Source organism: Pseudomonas sp. B21-053, from assembly GCF_026016365.1.
GTDB lineage: Bacteria > Pseudomonadota > Gammaproteobacteria > Pseudomonadales > Pseudomonadaceae > Aquipseudomonas > Aquipseudomonas nunensis.
The window spans coordinates 5,872,339-5,890,755 of sequence record NZ_CP087205.1 but is presented as its reverse complement, the minus strand read 5'-3'; the positions used below and the strand labels follow the sequence as shown (position 1 = coordinate 5,890,755).

20 protein-coding genes are annotated in these 18,417 nt (G+C 59.9%); 7 read left to right on the top strand and 13 right to left on the bottom strand.

All coding sequences use genetic code 11. The features are described from left to right. Window positions 1-60 precede the first annotated feature (60 nt). The 3 genes from LOY68_RS26305 to LOY68_RS26295 are packed head-to-tail and all read right to left on the bottom strand — an operon-like array spanning window position 61 to window position 2,876. Window positions 61-600: a DUF6622 family protein gene (locus LOY68_RS26305; protein WP_265040819.1), complete on the bottom strand. Its 540-nt coding sequence runs from the start codon at window positions 598-600 to the stop codon at window positions 61-63. Between the two features lie 54 nt (window positions 601-654). Further along, the gene (locus LOY68_RS26300) at window positions 655-2,163 is read right to left on the bottom strand and encodes a sensor histidine kinase (RefSeq protein WP_265040818.1); all 1,509 of its coding nucleotides are present in this window, start codon (window positions 2,161-2,163) and stop codon (window positions 655-657) included. After that, entirely contained in the window at window positions 2,160-2,876 is a 717-nt protein-coding gene (locus tag LOY68_RS26295; RefSeq protein ID WP_054613578.1) for a response regulator transcription factor, read from the bottom strand. Before LOY68_RS26295 ends, LOY68_RS26300 begins: the two co-directional genes overlap by 4 nt. Window positions 2,877-3,027: 151 nt before the next feature. Here LOY68_RS26295 and msrB point away from each other — a divergent pair, with 151 nt between their 5' ends. The 3 genes from msrB to msrA are packed head-to-tail and all read left to right on the top strand — an operon-like array spanning window position 3,028 to window position 6,092. Next, the gene (gene msrB, locus LOY68_RS26290) at window positions 3,028-3,546 is read left to right on the top strand and encodes a peptide-methionine (R)-S-oxide reductase MsrB (protein ID WP_265040816.1); all 519 of its coding nucleotides are present in this window, start codon (window positions 3,028-3,030) and stop codon (window positions 3,544-3,546) included. A 43-nt stretch (window positions 3,547-3,589) separates the two neighbouring features. Then, window positions 3,590-5,353: a cytochrome c biogenesis protein DipZ gene (locus tag LOY68_RS26285; protein ID WP_265040815.1), complete on the top strand. Its 1,764-nt coding sequence runs from the start codon at window positions 3,590-3,592 to the stop codon at window positions 5,351-5,353. Window positions 5,354-5,384: 31 nt separating this feature from the next. Further along, complete coding sequence (msrA, locus tag LOY68_RS26280; RefSeq protein WP_265040813.1) at window positions 5,385-6,092, top strand: peptide-methionine (S)-S-oxide reductase MsrA; 708 nt, start codon at window positions 5,385-5,387, stop codon at window positions 6,090-6,092. Window positions 6,093-6,231: 139 nt separating this feature from the next. On the opposite strand, the gene LOY68_RS26275 is transcribed toward msrA, so the two are convergent. The 3 genes from LOY68_RS26275 to LOY68_RS26265 form a co-directional block, all read right to left on the bottom strand. Continuing rightward, the gene (locus tag LOY68_RS26275; RefSeq protein ID WP_265040811.1) at window positions 6,232-6,636 is read right to left on the bottom strand and encodes a GNAT family N-acetyltransferase; all 405 of its coding nucleotides are present in this window, start codon (window positions 6,634-6,636) and stop codon (window positions 6,232-6,234) included. After that, window positions 6,633-7,646 (bottom strand): sensor domain-containing diguanylate cyclase, encoded by a 1,014-nt coding sequence (locus LOY68_RS26270; protein WP_265040809.1) that lies wholly within the window; start codon window positions 7,644-7,646, stop codon window positions 6,633-6,635. The genes LOY68_RS26275 and LOY68_RS26270 overlap by 4 nt, the downstream gene beginning before the upstream one ends. 75 nt (window positions 7,647-7,721) lie before the next feature. Further along, a complete protein-coding gene (locus LOY68_RS26265; protein ID WP_163912141.1) occupies window positions 7,722-8,627 on the bottom strand; it encodes a LysR family transcriptional regulator in 906 nt (301 codons plus the stop codon). 102 nt (window positions 8,628-8,729) lie between these two features. On the opposite strand from LOY68_RS26265, the gene LOY68_RS26260 reads away from it, so the two are divergent. Further along, the gene (locus LOY68_RS26260) at window positions 8,730-9,905 is read left to right on the top strand and encodes an aspartate aminotransferase family protein (protein WP_265040807.1); all 1,176 of its coding nucleotides are present in this window, start codon (window positions 8,730-8,732) and stop codon (window positions 9,903-9,905) included. A 140-nt stretch (window positions 9,906-10,045) separates the two neighbouring features. Here LOY68_RS26260 and LOY68_RS26255 read toward each other — a convergent pair whose 3' ends face one another. From LOY68_RS26255 to LOY68_RS26230, 6 genes are all read right to left on the bottom strand, one after another. After that, window positions 10,046-10,630 (bottom strand): DedA family protein, encoded by a 585-nt coding sequence (locus LOY68_RS26255; RefSeq protein WP_265040806.1) that lies wholly within the window; start codon window positions 10,628-10,630, stop codon window positions 10,046-10,048. Next, a complete protein-coding gene (locus LOY68_RS26250) occupies window positions 10,615-11,046 on the bottom strand; it encodes a bleomycin resistance protein (protein ID WP_265040804.1) in 432 nt (143 codons plus the stop codon). The genes LOY68_RS26255 and LOY68_RS26250 overlap by 16 nt, the downstream gene beginning before the upstream one ends. A 13-nt stretch (window positions 11,047-11,059) precedes the next feature. Continuing rightward, on the bottom strand, window positions 11,060-11,575 hold the full coding sequence (locus tag LOY68_RS26245) for an adenylate kinase (RefSeq protein ID WP_265040803.1): 516 nt from the start codon (window positions 11,573-11,575) through the stop codon (window positions 11,060-11,062). 127 nt (window positions 11,576-11,702) lie between these two features. Beyond that, a complete protein-coding gene (locus LOY68_RS26240; RefSeq protein ID WP_265040802.1) occupies window positions 11,703-13,604 on the bottom strand; it encodes an alkaline phosphatase D family protein in 1,902 nt (633 codons plus the stop codon). Window positions 13,605-13,664: 60 nt separating this feature from the next. Continuing rightward, window positions 13,665-13,916 carry a hypothetical protein gene (locus LOY68_RS26235; RefSeq protein ID WP_265040800.1) on the bottom strand — a complete coding sequence of 84 codons (252 nt, stop codon included), beginning with the start codon at window positions 13,914-13,916 and terminating at the stop codon, window positions 13,665-13,667. Beyond that, entirely contained in the window at window positions 13,906-14,697 is a 792-nt protein-coding gene (locus LOY68_RS26230) for a VacJ family lipoprotein (protein WP_265040798.1), read from the bottom strand. Before LOY68_RS26230 ends, LOY68_RS26235 begins: the two co-directional genes overlap by 11 nt. 166 nt (window positions 14,698-14,863) lie before the next feature. Here LOY68_RS26230 and LOY68_RS26225 point away from each other — a divergent pair, with 166 nt between their 5' ends. Both LOY68_RS26225 and LOY68_RS26220 read left to right on the top strand, forming a co-directional pair. Further along, the gene (locus LOY68_RS26225) at window positions 14,864-15,574 is read left to right on the top strand and encodes a response regulator (protein WP_265040796.1); all 711 of its coding nucleotides are present in this window, start codon (window positions 14,864-14,866) and stop codon (window positions 15,572-15,574) included. Further along, the gene (locus tag LOY68_RS26220) at window positions 15,571-16,914 is read left to right on the top strand and encodes an ATP-binding protein (RefSeq protein ID WP_265040794.1); all 1,344 of its coding nucleotides are present in this window, start codon (window positions 15,571-15,573) and stop codon (window positions 16,912-16,914) included. Before LOY68_RS26225 ends, LOY68_RS26220 begins: the two co-directional genes overlap by 4 nt. 22 nt (window positions 16,915-16,936) lie before the next feature. Here LOY68_RS26220 and LOY68_RS26215 read toward each other — a convergent pair whose 3' ends face one another. Next, window positions 16,937-17,113 carry a hypothetical protein gene (locus LOY68_RS26215; protein WP_156339444.1) on the bottom strand — a complete coding sequence of 59 codons (177 nt, stop codon included), beginning with the start codon at window positions 17,111-17,113 and terminating at the stop codon, window positions 16,937-16,939. Between the two features lie 251 nt (window positions 17,114-17,364). On the opposite strand from LOY68_RS26215, the gene LOY68_RS26210 reads away from it, so the two are divergent. After that, the gene (locus LOY68_RS26210; protein ID WP_265040792.1) at window positions 17,365-18,363 is read left to right on the top strand and encodes an ATP-grasp domain-containing protein; all 999 of its coding nucleotides are present in this window, start codon (window positions 17,365-17,367) and stop codon (window positions 18,361-18,363) included. The last annotated feature ends 54 nt before the right edge of the window (window positions 18,364-18,417 follow it).

Here is an 18,417-nt window from a genome sequence, read left to right as displayed (position 1 = left end):
CAGGCCGCCTAATCTATTGGACCCGCGCAGAGTTGTCACGAATGAACAGGCGACGGGCAATCATTTTAGACCGAGGGCGTTCCGTTGGGGACCACCCTTGGAGGGTTGCGCCTGGAGGGCCAGCAGGGTGCGGTAATATTTAAATCCCCGGCCGCTGAAAAGCCCACTGAAAAACCCCAATGTTGACGCCTTTATCAATAGCATCTCCAGCGTTGCGGCGCGTTCCGGGTGAGCATCGTTCTGATAGCCAAAGTAATAGTCCACGGCAAAAAGTATCAGATAGATGATCAGGGGCTTGATTGAACCCGGCAGGATCAAGCCGGTTTCCGGATCATCCAGCACCACGCCGTTTCGTGAAAAAATCACCTGCGCCATGAGAGCGCCCAGGATGGCAGCGACCAACCAGCATGCAATCAACAGGGCTGGCTCAAGCGTCAGTGTCGTCAGCGAATACAGCGACAAACAGATGAAAGCCAGAGTGGTAAGAAGGAATGAAAACTTACCTTCGCGGGTTGGCGAAAGCGCTTTGATGCCGCTGTAACACAGCAGCACCAGGATTAAATAAGCCCACCACGGGGTGTTAAGCAGGATGTTTAACATTGCGCAGCGTCCTTGCCGAAATAGGTGACGGATAATACCGCCAGGGTTCGACAATTACCCTGGAGTATTGAGATTCATCGAGCGAAACACTCCTTTTTCTGCCGTTTGTTCGTCCACCGGCAACATGAAGCGAAAGGTTGCCCCGCGTCCCGGAACGTCGATCAACTGGATGTCACGGCCATGCAATTGCAGAATCCGATGCACGATCCGCAGTCCCAGCCCGCCATCACGCCGTGCGCCGCCAATGTTGAATGGCCGCAGGAACAGGCCTTCGCGCAGCTCGGTAGCGATGCCGGGGCCGGTGTCGCTGATGGTGACTTCGACGAATGAACCTTGAGGTCGCAGGCTGAGTTCGATTTCACCGCCCTGCGGGGTATGGCGCAGCGCATTGTCGAACAGGTTGGTCAGCACCCGTTCGATCAGGCCCAGGTCCGCGCAAGCGGCGGAAACGTTGGGGGCGAAGGTTGCCTTGAGTTCCACCTGACGTGCTTCGGCGGTGAGTTCGAATTTCTGGAAGATGTCCTGCACCAGATCGGTCATGGAGAAGCGTTCCAGTACCGGTTGCACAAAGCCGTGCTCCAGCCGCACCAGTTCCAACAGCGATTGCGCCAGGCCACCGACTTTGCGGCTTTGGTCCAGCGCGATGCCCAGGTAGCGGCGGCGGTCGGCGGGGGAGAGCGAGGCGTCCTTCAGCGACAGGGTCTCCAGGTAACCGTGCAGCGAGGCCAGGGGCGTGCGCAGGTCGTGGGAGATGTTCGCCACCAGTTCGCGGCGTTCTTGATCCTGGCGGGTCAGCGAGCGCCATTGTTCACTGAGGCGTGTCTGCATCTGCCGGAACGCGGCGTCGAGCACGGCAATCTCATCGTGGCTGGCGGCTTTTTCCACTGGCGCCGGCGGCGTGACCGGTACGCCGTCGATGTCGAATTGGCTGACGGTTTCGGTCAGGCGTCGCAACGGCCGGGTGATCAAGGCAAAGGCTGTGAGGCCGGCGATCAGGCACAACAGCGCCACCAGACCGATGGACAGTAAAGCCGTGTTGAGCGCGGCGCTGGTGGCGCCGCGTTCGGCGTAGCGGTCATGTTCTTCGCTGAGCAGCACCACGTACAGATAGCCGGCCGGTTTGCCGTCGACCTGCAACGGCGCGGCACTGAAGACCTTGCGGCCATCGACGCTACGCGGGTCGTCCCCGAGAATCGGCAGGGCATCGCCCTTGAGCAAATGCTGGATCGGCTGCAGATCGACTTGGTTGCGACGTATCCGTCCTTCCGGCGCGGCGCTACCGACAATGCGGCCCTGGCTGTCGAGCAGATAGACCTCGACACTCGGGTTGACCAGCATCAGTTGGCTGAACAGATCACGCACGGCATTCGGCATCAGACCCTTGGCGTCCATCAGCACAGTGTCGTGGGCGATGTGCTGGGCCAGATCCCGGGACAACCCTTGCACCACTTCCAGCTCATGCATCTGGTTGGCGCGCACCTGCATCCATGCCGAGGTGCCGCAGCACACCAGCAGCAACACGGCGAACACCAGGGACAGGCGCTGAGTCAGGGTCATTCTCATGGCTGGTCCTCGGATGCCGCGAATTTGTAACCGCGTCCCCACACCGTGAGGATGCGCACCGGTTGTGCCGGATCGGTTTCGATCTTGGCCCGCAGGCGATTGATGTGGGTGTTGACCGTGTGCTCGTAGCCTTCGTGGCTGTAGCCCCACACGGCGTTGAGCAGGTCCATGCGCGAAAACACCTTGCCGGGTTGGCGGGCGAAGAAATACAGCAAATCGAATTCCCTCGGCGTGAGGTCCAGGCGCCGACCGTCGAGGGACACTTCGCGGGTGATCGGGTCGATGGACAGGCCGTCGACGATCAGGCTGCCCGCGTCCATCTTCAGGTTGCGGGCCATGGCGTCGACCCGTCGCAGCAATGCCTTGACCCGCGCCACCAGCTCCAGCATGGAAAACGGCTTGGCCAGGTAATCGTCGGCACCCAGTTCCAGACCCAGGATGCGGTGCAGTTCGCTGGAGCGCGCGCTGGTGATAATGATCGGGGTGTAGCGGGCCATGGCCCGGGCGCGTTTGCAGATTTCCAGGCCGTCGACACCGGGCAACATCAGGTCGAGGATCAGCGCGTCCCAGCTTCCTTGCTGCAACAGGCGCATGCCTTCGTCCCCGTCGGCGCAATGCACCACCTCGAACTGCTCATCGCGTAGATGCAGGCAGATAAGGTCGGCGATATGCAGGTCGTCCTCGACCACCAGGACGCGTTTGGTCTGTTCCATAAAGCTCAATCCTTTGCTGCGAATGGGCACATTGTGCGGGTTTTCCTCGGGTGGAGTTATCACGAATTGTTTAACTCCCCGTGAGGATTTGGCGATCAACCCAAGCCTAGGCTGTGTTCCATGACAGGCACCTGGAATTTTGGAGACGGCCATGTTTTCACGCAGACAATTTCTTCTCACGAGCGGCGGGCTGGGGGCTGCAGCCCTGGTGATCGGTGTATTGCCAAAATTTGCGGCGAGTTCTGCACTGATCGGCGAGGCCAGCGCGGCGGAGGTTTTCGAAGTGACCCACACCGACAGCGAATGGCACACCCTGCTCAGCGCCGAGCAGTACGAAATCCTGCGTGAGGAAGGCACCGAACGGGCCTACAGCAGCCCATTGAACAACGAACATCGGGCGGGCACGTTTGCCTGCGCCGGGTGTGATCTGGCGTTGTTTTCATCGGACACCAAGTTCGACAGCCGCACCGGTTGGCCGAGCTTCTGGGCGCCGCTGGACAAGGCTGTGGCCACACGTCAGGACCGCTCGTTCGGCGTGTTGCGCGAAGAGGTTCACTGCCGGCGTTGCGGCGGGCACCTGGGCCATGTCTTCGACGATGGACCGAAACCGACCGGCCTGCGCTACTGCATGAATGGCCTGGCGATGACCTTCAAGCCACTGACAGCTTGATCCGAAGGCACTTACTTTCTCTCACTTGTTGCAGGTCGACGCTATGTGGCTTCTGGTTCTCTCTTATCTCGGTGGTGTGCTGACGATTGTCAGCCCGTGCATCCTGCCGGTATTACCGTTCGTCTTTGCACGCACCGGGCAGCCGTTTGTGAAAAGTGGCTTGCCGCTGTTGGTGGGGATGGCGATGACCTTCGCGCTCGTCGCCACGTTGGCGGCCGTGGGTGGCGGCTGGGTAGTGCAACTCAATCAGTACGGTCGCTGGCTCGCATTGGTGTTCGTCGCACTGTTCGGCCTGACACTGTTGCTGCCAAAACTGGCTGACCGTTTGACCCGTCCGCTGGTCGCGGCAGGCAGTCGGTTGTCGGAAGTCGCGGGTGCCGATTCCCGGCCGCGTCCCGGTGCTTCGTTCCTGATCGGCGTCGCCACGGGGCTGCTGTGGGCTCCGTGCGCCGGGCCGATTCTCGGGCTGGTGCTGACCGGTGCGGCGCTGCAAGGGGCGAGTATCGGCACCACGTTGTTGCTGCTGGCATACGCCGCCGGTGCCGCGACGTCTCTGGCCGTCGCGCTGTTGCTGGGCGGTAAGGTGTTCGCGGCGATGAAGCGCTCGATTGGCGCTGGTGAGTGGGTGCGTAAAGGGCTTGGCGCGATGATGCTGGCCGGTGTGGCAGTGATTGCGCTGGGGCTGGACACCGGGATCCTGGCACGGGTTTCGACGGCTTCCACCGGTGGCATCGAACAAGCGCTGGTCGGGCGACTGGCCGGTAAATCACCGAACAACAGCGAGCCGATTCCGGCTGCTGGCGGTGCAATGCAAGTCGCTGATAAAACCCCAGGCACATTGCCGGTTGAAGGCAATCTCCCGCCGCTGGACGGCGCCGTGCAATGGCTCAACTCGCCGCCGCTGACCGCCGAGGCGTTGAAGGGCAAAGTCGTGTTGGTGGATTTCTGGACCTACTCCTGCATCAACTGCCTGCGCACACTGCCGTATGTCAAAGCCTGGGCCGAGAAGTACCGCGATCAGGGACTGGTGGTGATCGGCGTGCATGCGCCGGAGTTTGCCTTCGAGCGCAATGTTGGCAACGTCACCAAAGCCATGAAAGACCTGGGCATCAATTACCCGGTGGCCATCGATAACGACTACAAAATCTGGCGTGCCTTCAACAACGAATACTGGCCGGCGCACTACTTTGCTGACGCCCAGGGTCGCATTCGTCATCACCACTTTGGTGAAGGCGAGTACGCCGAGTCGGAGCGGGTGATCCAGCAATTGCTGAAGGAAGCCGGGGCCACCAAGGTCGCGGACGGTCTGATCAATGCCAGCGCCGAAGGTGTGCAACTCGCCCCGGATATGGGCGAAGTCCAGTCCCCGGAAACCTACGTCGGCTATCAGCGTGCGGAGAACTTCGTCCCTGAAAAAAGTTTCGTGGCGGACAAAGTGACGACGTACAACCCTCCAGCTCAACTGGCCCTGAATAACTGGAGCCTGGGCGGCCAATGGAATGTCGGGGCGGAGCGAGCCACGGCCAGCGCGCCGGCCAGCCGCATCGTCTACCGCTTCCATGCGCGTGATCTGCATCTGGTGCTGGGGCCTGGCGCTGACGGTAAACCGGTGCGTTTCAAAGTGCTGATCGACGGCAAGGCACCGGCTGACGCCCACGGCACTGACGTCGCCCCCGACGGCAGCGGCAGTGTGACCGAACAACGCTTGTATCAACTGGTGCGCCAGTCCGGCGATGTCTCGGACCGCACCTTCAGCATCGAATTTCTCGACCCGGGCGTCTCGGCGTATGCCTTCACGTTTGGTTGATAGCGACCTCATTTTCCAAGGAGTCAGCCCCATGAAAACTCTCTTCACCTGGCGCCGTACTTTACTGGGCCTGGCGGCGGCCAGCGTTATCGGCCAATGCTCGGCATTCTCTTTGGGTGGCTCTGAAGACGCCGTGATCATCCCGCCACCAACCCTTGACGAAACCACCCAGGCCCACAGCGAAACGGCAGTCTTCGCGGGCGGTTGTTTCTGGGGCGTCCAGGGTGTGTTCCAGCATGTCAAAGGCGTGAAGAAAGCCGTGTCAGGTTATGCCGGCGGTGCGGCCAATACGGCTGAATACGAGAAGGTCAGCGAAGGCGATACCGGGCATGCCGAGTCCGTCGAAGTCACCTTCGACCCGACTCAAGTTACCTACGGCACACTGCTGCAAATCTACTTCTCGGTGGCGCATAACCCTACAGAACTTAACCGTCAGGGCCCGGACAGCGGCACCCAATATCGCTCGGCGATTTTCCCGGAAAATCAGGAACAGCAACGCGTCGCCCAGGCCTACATCGCCCAACTCGACGCCGCGCATTTGTTCAACAAACCCATCGTCACCAAACTGGAAAGCTACAACGGTTTCTACCCGGCCGAGGACTACCACCAGGACTTCCTCACCGAGCACCCGACGTACCCGTACATCGTGATCAACGACATGCCGAAAGTCGCGCAGCTGAAGCAGTTGTACCCGGATCGGTATCAGGAGAAAGCGGTGTTGGTGAAGGCGGGGTTATAAGCCTCGGGCCAGTCACAAACCACTGTGGGAGCGGGCTTGCTCGCGAAGAGGCCGTGTCAGTCAACATCTGTATCGACTGACACGCCGCCTTCGCGAGCAAGCCCGCTCCCACATTTGATCGGTGTTGTCTCGGTTTTGGTTAACTGCTCCGGCGACGTTCCATGGCAATGGTCGATACCTCAAAACCCAGGCCGGCGAAAAACTCCGAAGCACCTTCCCGACCGGCGCGCAGCACCCAGGTGATGTCGGAATTTTCCCCCATCACATGCTCAACCAGCGCACGGCCTACACCTTCACGTCGATGTTGCCCACACACGACCACCATCGACAGATACCCGTTGGACAGTCCGTCGGTAATGCCTCGGGCAAATCCGACGATCCGCGAGTCCTTCACTGCAATCGCGGTGCGCTGGGAATTGGCAATCAACTGCGCGAAATGCTCGGCTGAACCGGTCCGATGGCTCCAGCCGTTCTGCCCAAGAAACAGCCTCACGGATTCAACGTCCGAAGGCTGCACATCTCGGATTTCCAGGACCGTACTCATCCCGAAATCACATTCTTGCCCATCACTTTCGAGCGATACAGCGCCTGATCAGCCCGCGCCAGCAGGCCGGTTTGTTGTTCCTCTTCAAAGCGCTGCACCACGCCAAAACTCATGGTCACCTGGAAGTCTCCCACCGGCAGCAGGTTCGTCAGTTTGTGGCGGATTGTTTGCGCGATGTCCCGGGCATCGGTCAGCGGGGTATTGGGCAGGATCAGGATGAATTCGTCACCGCCCCAGCGCGACAGCAAGTCACCGTCGCGCCCACAGCTTTTCAGGCATTCGACCACCTGCACCAACGCTGCATCGCCCAATGCATGGCCGTAGTGATCGTTGATAATCTTGAAGTCGTCGATGTCCATCGCAATCAGCGACAGCGGTTGGCGAAAGCGCTGGGCTCGGTCGCATTCCTGGGGCAGGGTTTTTTCCAGGCGATAGCGATTGGCGACCGAGGTCAGGGCATCGGTTTCCGCGAGTTTGCGGTTTTCTTCGAGCTGGATTTGCAGTTGCTGATTGACCCGGGACAGCTCCCGGGTGCGTTCCTCGACAAGGGCTTCGAGGGAGTGATTACGCCGCTCCAGTTGTTCGAGCAGGCGTTTTTTGTCTTCGATGCTGCGGTGCGCCCCGACCATCCGCGCCACCGAACCATCGGCATTGCGCGCCAGTATGTAACCGCGATCTTCGATCCAGATGTAGGTGCCATCCTGTCGGCGGCAGCGATATTCGGCCTGATAGCCGGGCGCACGCTGATTCAGATAGTCATCGAACAACGCCATGACCCGCGAATAATCGTCGGGGTGCATCACGGTTTCCCAGGTCAGCACGTTGTTGTGCAGCGAGTGCGGCGTGTAGCCGAGCATCTCGTACCAACCGGGGTTGCGGTAGACGAACCCGGTGTTGGCGTTCCAGTCCCAGATGCCGTCGCTGACCAGTTCCATAATGGTGTGCAGCATGTCTTCGTTGAAGTCCGACAGATTGAACTTCAACGGCTCGATATCCGTTGCGTCGCCCATCACCGCTCTCCTTGCCGCCCCTATATCGATGTGACTCGCCCGTCGAGCAGATTAGTCCATGGGGCATTGGCGCCGCTAGTGCTTGCCCCACATCTGCATGGCGAAGTCGACGAAGCTACGCAGTTTCGGCAAACGGTAGCGATCCTGGGTGTACACCAGGTTCATTGGCCGGCTCGGCAGTTGGTAATCCTGCATCAACGCCACCAGTTTTCCGTCCTTGAGGTCTTGTTCGACCAGCGCGTCGGGCACCATGACGATGCCCATGCCGGTGCGCGCCGCTTGGTGCAGGCCGGCCGAGCTGTTGATCAGCATCGGTCCGCTGACCGCGACCATCACTTCGCCTTCCGGCCCGGTCAGGCGCCATTGTTTTTCCACCGAACGCCAGTCATCGCCTTCTGGGTAGGCGAAGGCCAGGCAGTCGTGGTGTTGCAGGTCTTCAGGTTTTTGCGGGGTGCCCCGGCGCGCCAGATACGCCTTCGAGGCGCACATGGTCAGGGTGTAATCGATGAGTGGGCGGGCTATCAGGTTGGACGGTTCGATAGCGCCCAGGCGAATCGCCGCATCGAAACCGTTTTCCAACAGGTCCGGACGGCCGTTGGTGAGCACCACGTCCAACTTGACCTGTGGACAACGCAAAGAGAACTCACTGAGTGCCGGCGCCAGCCGTTCTGTGCCGAAGGTCAACGGCGCGGTGATGCGCAGCGTGCCACTCGGTTCATCGAGGGCCTGTTCCGCCAGCCGTTCGGAATCGGCCACCAGCCCCAGCACTTCGAGGCAGCGTTGGTAATACGCGGTGCCAAACTCCGTCAGACGCTGGCGCCGGGTCGTGCGGTTGAGCAAGCGTACGCCGAGCCGTTGCTCCAGGGCGCGCAAGTGATTGCCGACCATGGTCGTGGACATTTCACACTGCAACGCGGCGGCGGTCATGCTGCCGGTTTCCACCACGCGGACGTAAACGGTCATTGCCTGAAACAAATCCATTATCAAGTCCAGCTTTTAAATGATTGAAGTATTGCGGCGTTTATCCAGCTCAGGTGGCTAACCATACTGCAAAAACACCGACAATTGATGGAGCTTGATGTCATGACCGCCGCCTGCCTGATGAGCACTTACCAACCCTTGGCCCTGAGCTTCAGCAAAGGCTTGGGCACGCGCCTATGGGATCAGGCCGGTCGCGAATATCTGGATGCAGTGGCGGGCGTGGCGGTGACCAATGTCGGCCACTCTCACCCCAAGATTGTCGCGGCCATTAGCGAACAGGCCGGTTTGCTGCTGCACACATCGAACCTCTACAGCATCGACTGGCAACAACAACTGGCGCAAAAACTGACCCGGCTCTCGGGCATGGACCGGGCATTTTTCAACAACTCCGGTGCCGAGGCCAACGAGACGGCATTGAAACTCGCACGGCTTTACGGCTGGCACAAAGGCATCGAGCAACCGCTGGTGGTGGTCATGGAGAACGCCTTTCACGGCCGCACCCTCGGCACCTTGTCCGCCAGCGACGGCCCGGCGGTACGCCTGGGTTTCAATGAGCTGCCGGGGGATTTCGTCAAAGTACCGTTTGGCGACCTCAAGGCACTGGACAAAATCCAGCAGGCCCACGGTCCGCGTATCGTGGCAGTCCTGATGGAGCCGATCCAGGGCGAAAGCGGCGTGCAACTGGCACCGCCCGGTTACCTCAAGGCCCTGCGCGAACTGTGCAACCGGCGTTCGTGGCTGCTGATGCTCGACGAAATCCAGACCGGCATCGGCCGCACCGGCCAGTGGTTCGCGTTCCAGCACGAAGGCATCGTCCCGGACGTCATGACCCTGGCCAAAGGCCTGGGCAACGGTGTCCCCATCGGCGCCTGCCTGGCCCGGGGCCGCGCCGCCGAACTGTTCACCCCCGGCAGTCACGGCAGCACTTTCGGCGGCAATCCGCTCGCCTGTCGGGTCGGCTGCACCGTACTGGATATCATCGAAGAACAAGGCCTGCTGGAAAACGCCCGACTGCAAGGCGAACGCTTGCTCGCCAGATTACGCGTCGAACTGGCCGACGATCCAAACGTCCTGGCAATTCGTGGCCAGGGCTTGATGATCGGCATCGAACTCGCCCAACCAATCCGCGACCTGACCCTGATCGCCGCCCGGGATCACGGCCTGCTGATCAACGTGACACGCGGCAAAACCATACGCCTGCTGCCACCGCTGACGATTGATGAGCGGGAAGTGGAGATGATTGTCAGAGGGGTTTGCCGGGCGCTAAACGCAGCCTGACCAACACCATCCCCCGTAGGAGCTGCCGAAGGCTGCGATCTTTTGATCTTGATCTTTGGTAAATCCGAAATCGCTGAAGATCAAAAGATCGCAGCCTTCGGCAGCTCCTACGGGAGTGGGGTCAGATTATCGATATCAAGTCACCCAACATGACGCGCCTTCTGTTTCCTCCGCCAATGCCGAACCAGCGCAACCACCACCGCCAACACCAAAACCCCCAGCGCAATCGGCAGGCGATAAGGTTTCAAATTGCCCAACATTGTTTCCAGCGCCTCGCCAGCCCAATACCCGGCGCTGGCGAATACTGTGGCCCAGACCACCGCACCCAGGGCATTCAGAAGTGAGAACCGCAGCGGTGACAATCCGCTGGCCCCGATCACCACCGGCCCCACCAGACGCATGCCGTACAGAAAACGCACGGCAAATACCGAGGTCGATGGATAACGTGCGATAAGCCCCGTCACTCGATCGATTGCCGCTTGTTGTCGATGCAGGCGTGGCAGTAGCCGTCCGCCAAAATAACGGCCGCTCCAGAACAGCAATTGATCGCCCAACATCCCGCCGAGGCTGGCCCAGCCAATCACTGGCCACAGGTGCAACAAGTGTTGATGAGCCGCCATCCCGCCCAGAATCAGAATGGTTTCGCCCTCCAGCAAACAGCCGAAGAACACCGCCCAATAGCCGTATGTGCCGAGCAGGTAGTTGAGATCTATGTGTTCAAACACGGTCGCTCCCCCAGACTTTCCACCAACCGGACCAGATAGCCGTCCGGATCCTGTACCAGAAATTCCCGTTGGCCGACTTCAACCGCGTCCGCGCGATACCAGACATCGGCGCAGGGGCGAAACAACGGCCACTGAACTTCGGCCAGTCGCTGGAGGAGGGGTTCAACTGAATCGACGGTAATCTGAAAGTTGATGCCGCGACCCAGCGGTACTTCCAGCGGCCCGGTCAACCATTGGCCTTCGTCTGGATCGTATTGCTCTAGCATCAGTTGAACGCCATTTTGATCGAGGTAGGCAAAACCAACTTCGGGACGTTCATAGGCGATGTTGAAACCGATCAGTGACGTCCAGAAGTGCAGGCTTTTTTGAATGTCGGTGACCATTAACTCAGGGACTAACTTGCTCCGTGCAAACATGACGCTTCCTTGTTTAGCGGGGTGGTAACGCATTTATAAATGCCGTGATTTCAGCCCGGCTCGTCAGTTGCAATTTCGAACCGCTGTAACCTTGGAACAAACGCTGATGAGCCTTGAATCCGCTGGACCCATCACGACGACGATAGCTGCCAGCCCAGTCCAGTAACGCTATCAGCAATTCATCATTAGCGTCGCGCCGGGCTTCTCGCTGACGGATTTGGGCGCCGCAATCGTCGTCGCCCAGACTCAACCAGATCAATGTTGTAGCTTGCGGCAAGAGTTCGCTGATGATCCAGCCGTAAACCCCTTCGATCACCCAATGTTCTTCACTGGCGGCCACCCGTGCTATTTCCAGGGCTTCATTTCGAGGTCGGGCGATGCTGTGTTCATCCGAAATCCAGTGAATCCGGTCAAGATCAATCCACGGCACATGCCGCCGTTTGGCCATGTGCCTGGCCAGCCAACTCTTGCCCGAACCGGAATTACCGATGATCAAGGTTCGGGTGAGGCTCAAGGGCGTTGTGTTCATTGGCCATTAACTTCAGCGAAGATTAAGTGTGGGAGCCCCCACCACTGTAGGAGCGAGGCTTGCCCGCGAAGAGGCCCGCCCATTCAGTATGGATGTCGACTGACAAACCACTTTCTCAAATCAATGATTACTCCGGCGCAACCATCCGCGTACGCGGCGAGCCATCGGCATTGTGCTGATAAATCTCCCGCGGCTGGCCCTTGTCATTAAACAGCACCTGCCCGATCCCCGCCGAGTTCCACAACCGCTCGCCCGCTTCAGCATGTTCGGGAATGTGCGGGACGATGCGCATGCGGCGGCGTTTGGTCAGCCAGTTCAGTGGCGAACGCGGCGAGTAGAGCCAGCGGTTGAGGCGGTCAAACCATTCAAGCAAGGCCCGGGGGAATTCATTCTTGATGCCGCTACTGGTGATCTGCCAGATGCGCGGGCCAGCCTTGCGATGTCGGATCAATACTTCGTAGACGAAGGAATAATGCACATCACCTGACAGCACCACGTAGTTCCCGGGTGTGCGTGAGTGTCGGAAAATGTTCAGGATGACTTGCGCCGCGCCGCGATGGGCCATCCAGTTTTCGGCGTCCACCAACAGTGGAAAACCGCACCAACTGAAGACCCGCTGCACCGTTTCGATCAGCTTGACGCCGAAGATCGGCGCGGGCGAAACGATGATCGCCGACGGGTGATCCAGCAGTTCCTGTTGCAACTCGCTGAGGGCTTCCCAGTCGAGCAGGCCCGAGGGTTGCTTGAGGTTCATCTCGCTGCGCCAGCGCCGCGTGCGTGTGTCGAGCACCACCAGGGCCGGGGTGGTCGGCAACACGTAATGCCAGTTCTGAAAGCTCAGCAAGTCATTGATCAAGTCGTCCTGGAGCGTGCTGTCGAGGTAGCGCTCGGTGGTGCTCAATGTGCGGGTTTTCTCCAGCACACCGCCGAACGCATCCGGGTTGTTGCCCCAGCCCTGGCACAACAGATAAGCGAGCAGCGCGTTGCCGATGATGCGCTTGGAGAACGGATGCCCGTAGGCCGTTTCCTCCCATTGCGCGGAAAGATTCCAGTCATCGGTAATATCGTGGTCGTCGAAAATCATCAGGCACGGCAAGTGCGCCATCGCCCGGCCCACACCGCCGAGGCCGGCCTTGAAGGCATCGATGCGAGTCTGTTCGAGGGCATAGCGCTCGCGTCTTTCAGGCGTCAGCGTCGGTGGCTTCGGATCGATCAGCGTCCAGGCGGTGGGCGACCAGACCAGCAGGTACATGGCCATGACTTCGGCGAAAGTCACCAGATGATTGTCGGCACTGCTGCTGGTGAAAATTGGCTTACGGGCACCGCCGAAAAATCGCTCGCGCAGGGTTTCATTGCTCTCAAGCGCCGGTAACAAATCCGCGCGATGGTAGTAACTGGCCGGGTGTTCGTAGAGCTTGGCACTGTCGCTGACCACCGCGCCTTCGAGGTGCTCCTCGAACAAACCGAGACGCTGGATCAACGCATGGATCGCCCGCAGCATCGGCCCGGCGACATCGTCGGCGTAGACCTGATCGCCGCTCATCATCAACAGGGCCGGGCGCTCGACCGCTTCGTGTTCCCCCGCCAACAGCCGATCGACACACAACAAACCGTCGGCTGCCGGGTGATGCGGTTTACGGCAGGAGCCGTGCAGCACTTGATCAATTTTTGAGCGCAGGACGAAGTTTGGAGTTTGGGCTTCTCCGTAGAGCAGATGCGGCGCCCAGTCGGCGATGCCCGCGTCGTCGATCAGCAAGTCGTACTCGATCAACGTGTCCCAGGGCAGGGCGGTGTCCAGCGGCACGTCGATCAAGTGAATAAAGGCATGAGTGCCGACAGGGATGACCGTGCACTGGCCGTCATCCAGACTGATATCGCCGATACCTTGCAGACGAATCGTCAGCGACAACGCCCGGGATCCTACAAGCCACATCACCAGCCGCGCAGGCTCCAGACGCCGCAACAACGGTCCGACCAGCACGGGAGGCAGGGATTGGTGATCGTCAGGCAGTGGCAAAGGCATGGACATCCGGATTCAGGCTACAAAGATGCGCGGGATAATAGCGCAGCGGATGTCAATGAATTGCAATTAGGCCTCCGACCTGATGACCCCTCGCTCACCATTCGCCACCAACCACCGAAACAAATCACTCACCGACACCGTATGACTGCGTTCCATCCAGCGCACCAGCGCCGGGCCGTAATGTTCGGTGTAGCGACTCAGCACCAGCTCGCGACAGTCCGCCGACAAGCGCAGGGTAATCTCCCGGCAGTGCAGATTGGTCGAGTCGTTCTGAGTCACCCGCTGCTGCAGAATCAGACTTTTGCTTTCAGAAACCATCAGCTGGTGCTCCTGTGCATTGAGATTGGGTGGTCTGCGGTGACCCCTGTTTGCCATCAGCCACGTAAGCCGCGCGATGTTCGGCCACCACGTTGCGTAACGCGCTGTAATAGTCCGGCAGTTTTTGCAGGCTGTCGGTCAGCGGCAACACTTCTGCGCGGCCATCGACGATGCCGCCGACGGTGTTGATGGTTTTGAGCGTGTCCACGGTGTCGCTGTTGCTGCCAAACGGGTCGACCACAAAACTCAGCACGCGCCCGGCGGCGTCGCGGCTGTTGGAGGTGCCGAACAGCGGCAGTTCGACGATCGGGCCGTTGCCGATGCCCCACACGCCGAAGGTCTGGCCGAAGTCCGCATCGTGACGCGGGATGCCGACTTTGCCGGAGACGTCGATCAAACCCACCACGCCGACGGTGGTGTTGAGCACGAACCGTCCCACGGTATTGACCGAACGCCTCGGGTTGCCTTGCAGCAGGTCATTGATAAAGACCTTGGGCTCGCCGAAGTTGGCCACGAAGTTATGCACACCCGCCTGGAAAAAATCCGGCAGGTAGCGATAGCCACGCGCGACCGGCGCCAGGGCATAGTCGTCGAGCACCCGGTTGAAGGCGAAGACGCCGCGATTGAGCGGTTCCGCCGGGTCATACACCGAGTAGTTGATTTCGGCGCAGGTCACACTGGCGGTGGACGGCGGTTGGCTGCTGCAACCCGCCAGCCCGGCGGCCAGCACGGCAATCGAAGTATTGCGGGCCAGCCAGGGAGCACATTTGAAAGGCAACATGGATGCAAGTCTCGGGAGGAATTCGCCGAGATGCTGAGCCCCAAGCCTTGCGCAAAGATGTCTGGTTTATTGCCGCGCTGACGCTTTATTGCACGATTGAAATATATGACGGGCCGGCGTGAATGGTTTTAGATGGCGGTTCCATTCGGCCTTTAAGTGACCTGCGGTGAACAGCCTGTTAATTGTGGACGACGACCTTGAGGTCCTCGATCTGCTGAAAAAATTCTTCGTGCAGCACGGTTACAGCGTCGAGGTCGCCACCGACGGCGCGTCGCTGTGGGCGGCCATCGAGCGCCAGGCGCCGGACCTGATCATTCTCGACGTGATGTTACCGGGCGACAGCGGGTTGATCCTGTGCCAGCAACTGCGGATTCGCTACGCCACGCCGGTGATCATGCTGACCGCCATGGGCGAACTCAGTGATCGGGTGGTCGGGCTGGAGCTGGGCGCTGATGATTACCTGACCAAACCCTTCGACGCCCGCGAACTGCTGGCGAGAGTGCGCGCCGTGTTGCGCCGGGTAGACGAACGCCAACCGGTATTGCAGGACCGTCCACGGCCGCTGATCGACTTCGCCGACTGGCATCTGGACGTCACACGCCGGGAACTGCGCTCGCCGGACAACGTGATGATCCCACTGTCGGCCGGCGAGTTTGATTTGCTGCTGGTCTTCGTCGAACACCCGCAACGCATTCTCACTCGCGAGCAGTTGCTGGACCTCGCGCGAGGGCATAGCCATGAGGCGTTCGATCGCAGCATCGACGTTCAGGTCAGCCGCCTGCGACGCAAACTCGAATCCGACACCAAGCGCCCGGCGATGATTCGCACCGTGCGCAATGGCGGTTACCTGTTCACTCCCAGCGTGACGCGGCGATGAACTGGCTGAAGCGGATTCGCCGGGATACGGTGGCGCGCTGGATCGCTTTGACCATCATCCTCGCCATGCTGATTTCATTGGCGCTCAACGGATTGTTTATCCAGTTGGCCGGCGTGTGGGCGCGGCCGCCGCTGACTGAAATCGGCTTGCTGGAAAAAGCCGCGGCCGTCACCCGCGTGATTGAGGCCGCGCCAGCCCCACTGCGCAGCCAATTGGCTCAGGCCGTCAGCGATGAAGGTTTAACCATCAGCTGGCATCTTGAGCGGCAGGAAATGAATTTGCCTGCTGTGGAAGATCCCATTTCCGACACCGGCATGAGCATCCTGCAACCGCTGTTCAAATCCGTGGAGCGGCGCATCGAAGCCTATGAGCCGTCCGACTGGACGGAGAATCCGGCGCAGGCGCATTACGCGCTGGTGATCGAGTTGCCGGACGCGTCGTGGCTGATGTTCTCCGCGCCCTCGCGCAGCTGGGGCCTCGACGAAATGCCGCGTTATTTGATTGTCGTGCTGCTGGCGCTGATCTCGACGGCCCTGGTCGCGCTGATCGCCACTCGCCGCCTCGCCACCCCTTTGCAACGCTTCGCCGAGGGCGCCCGACGCTTCGGCGCGGACTTCCGCGCACCGCCCATCGAACCGATCGGCCCGCAGGAAATCCGCCAGGCGATCCTCGCGTTCAATGCGATGCAGGCCCAGTTGCAACACTTCATCCGCGACCGCACACAAATGCTCGCCGCCATCTCCCACGACCTGCGCGCGCCCCTGACGCGGATGCGCTTGCGCGGTGAATTCATCGAAGACACCGAGCAACAGCAACGATTGTTTCGGGATGTGGATGAAATGCAGGCGATGATCAATTCAGCGCTGGAGTTCTTTCGCGACGATGCACGACTTGAGCCGGCGACTCAGTTTGACCTCGCGGAATTGCTGCAAACATTGCTGGATGATTATCGCGATCAGCAGATCGATATCGCGTTTAACGGACCGGCGCGGCTGGTGTATTTCGGACGGCCGTTAGGGCTTAAACGGGTGATGACCAATTTGCTGGATAACGCGATCAAGTACGCGAGTGAGCCGGCGATTGAGTTGATCGCCGATGATGGGCAAGTGCGGATCAAGGTGTTGGATCGTGGGCCGGGTATTCCAGAGGCCAGTCTTGAGCAGGTGTTTGTGCCGTTCTTTCGCATGGAAGGTTCGCGCAATAAAAGCACCGGCGGCGTTGGCCTGGGGTTATCGGCGGCGCGGGCGATTGTGTTGGAACATGGCGGGGAGTTGAAGCTGCGCAATAGAACCAAGGGTGGGTTGGCGGCGTTGGTGGTATTGCCGGTGCAGGCGGGGTAGGGCGTACACCGGCGCGGTGCGTCTACTGCATCGGGACGACAGACAGCGTAATGGACAACACCACAAGCCCGACAATGAACCCGGAGACGGCCCCGGCAATGTTGCCGAAAATCATCCCCCACGTGCCACGATTGATCACCACCCAGCGCCACATGAATCCCCAGGCTGCCGCAAATATCACAAACCGTAGAAATTCCATCCGATCCCTTCCTTGCCCGCCGTTGATTTGAAACCGCGCCCGACTGTTGGATGAGCGCTGAAGATGGACGGCACGATATCAAAATAGTCAGGCTGCGCCACTGTCCGGGCCGGCACAGACAAAACCAATCAGGGAATTAGGTAGCCTTTTGTTTCATGTCCGTTATCGTGACGGGAAATTTAACGGGCGTCGGGATCTCGTGACTCAATGTGAGTTTCAATCCCAGTCGATATTCATTCAGGAGCGTAAACGTGATCTGGTTTCTCGAAGGTCAATCCAGCCAGCGCGATATTCTTATTGGCGCGCGCGAAGCACTGTCGGCGAACGTCAGGATCTTTGCTTCCCATCGTCAGGACCGACCTGAAATCACCGCTCAGGCCGACGTCAGCTTTCAGGAACCCCTGGATAACGAGACTCGAATCGACTGGGTGATCGCCACCGCGCTTGAGCACGGCATCAAGGTGATTCTTGCCGGCCGTATCGGCAGTTACTACGAAGCAGCCCGTGAGCGCTTCGACGCCGCCGGTTTGCAGCTTGTGACGGGCGGGATGTCCATGGAGACCTTCGACAACGTGGACGACAAGAGTCGGTTCACCGCAGAGGCCGAGCGAGCGGGGCTGGCCTGCATTCCCGCCGTGACGGTCAACAATGCCCGGGAACTGGCCGCCGCCTACGAGACGTTGTCGAGCCAGGGGGAGGTTTGCATCAAGCCTGTCGTTGGCATCTACGGGCAAGGCTTCTGGCGGTTCAAGGCGGATGTCGACCCGTTCCGCTGTCTGGAAAACCCGGACGCACGAGAAGTCGATTTTGAAACCTACCTGAACATCTATAAGTCCGGCATGGAGCGAGCGCCGATGCTCGTCATGCCTTACTTGCCGGGTAGCGAGTGCTCCGTCGACATGGTTTGCGAAGCGGGTAAGCCAGTGGCGTTCGTCGGCAGAAGAAAGCAGGGGGTTCACCAGACATTCGAGCGCGAGTCCGCAGCCGTAGAACTTGCCCTCAAGGCCGCTGCACACTTCAAGTGCGATGGGCTGGTCAATGTCCAGACGCGAGACGACCAGGACGGTGTTCCCCACCTGTTGGAGATCAATCCGCGCTATTCCGGCGGAATCGGATACACGCGGGCGACCGGGGTGAACCTGGCCGGAATATTCGCCGCTCGTCGGCTGGGCCTGCCTGAACCTGCGATTCAATGGGTGAACGACGTCCGAGTGAAGCCAATCACAGTTGCCGTTATAGCGCCTTCCTGATATTACAAAGCCACATAGACAGTGAATGATTGTAGCTGTCTTGGCATAATTGCC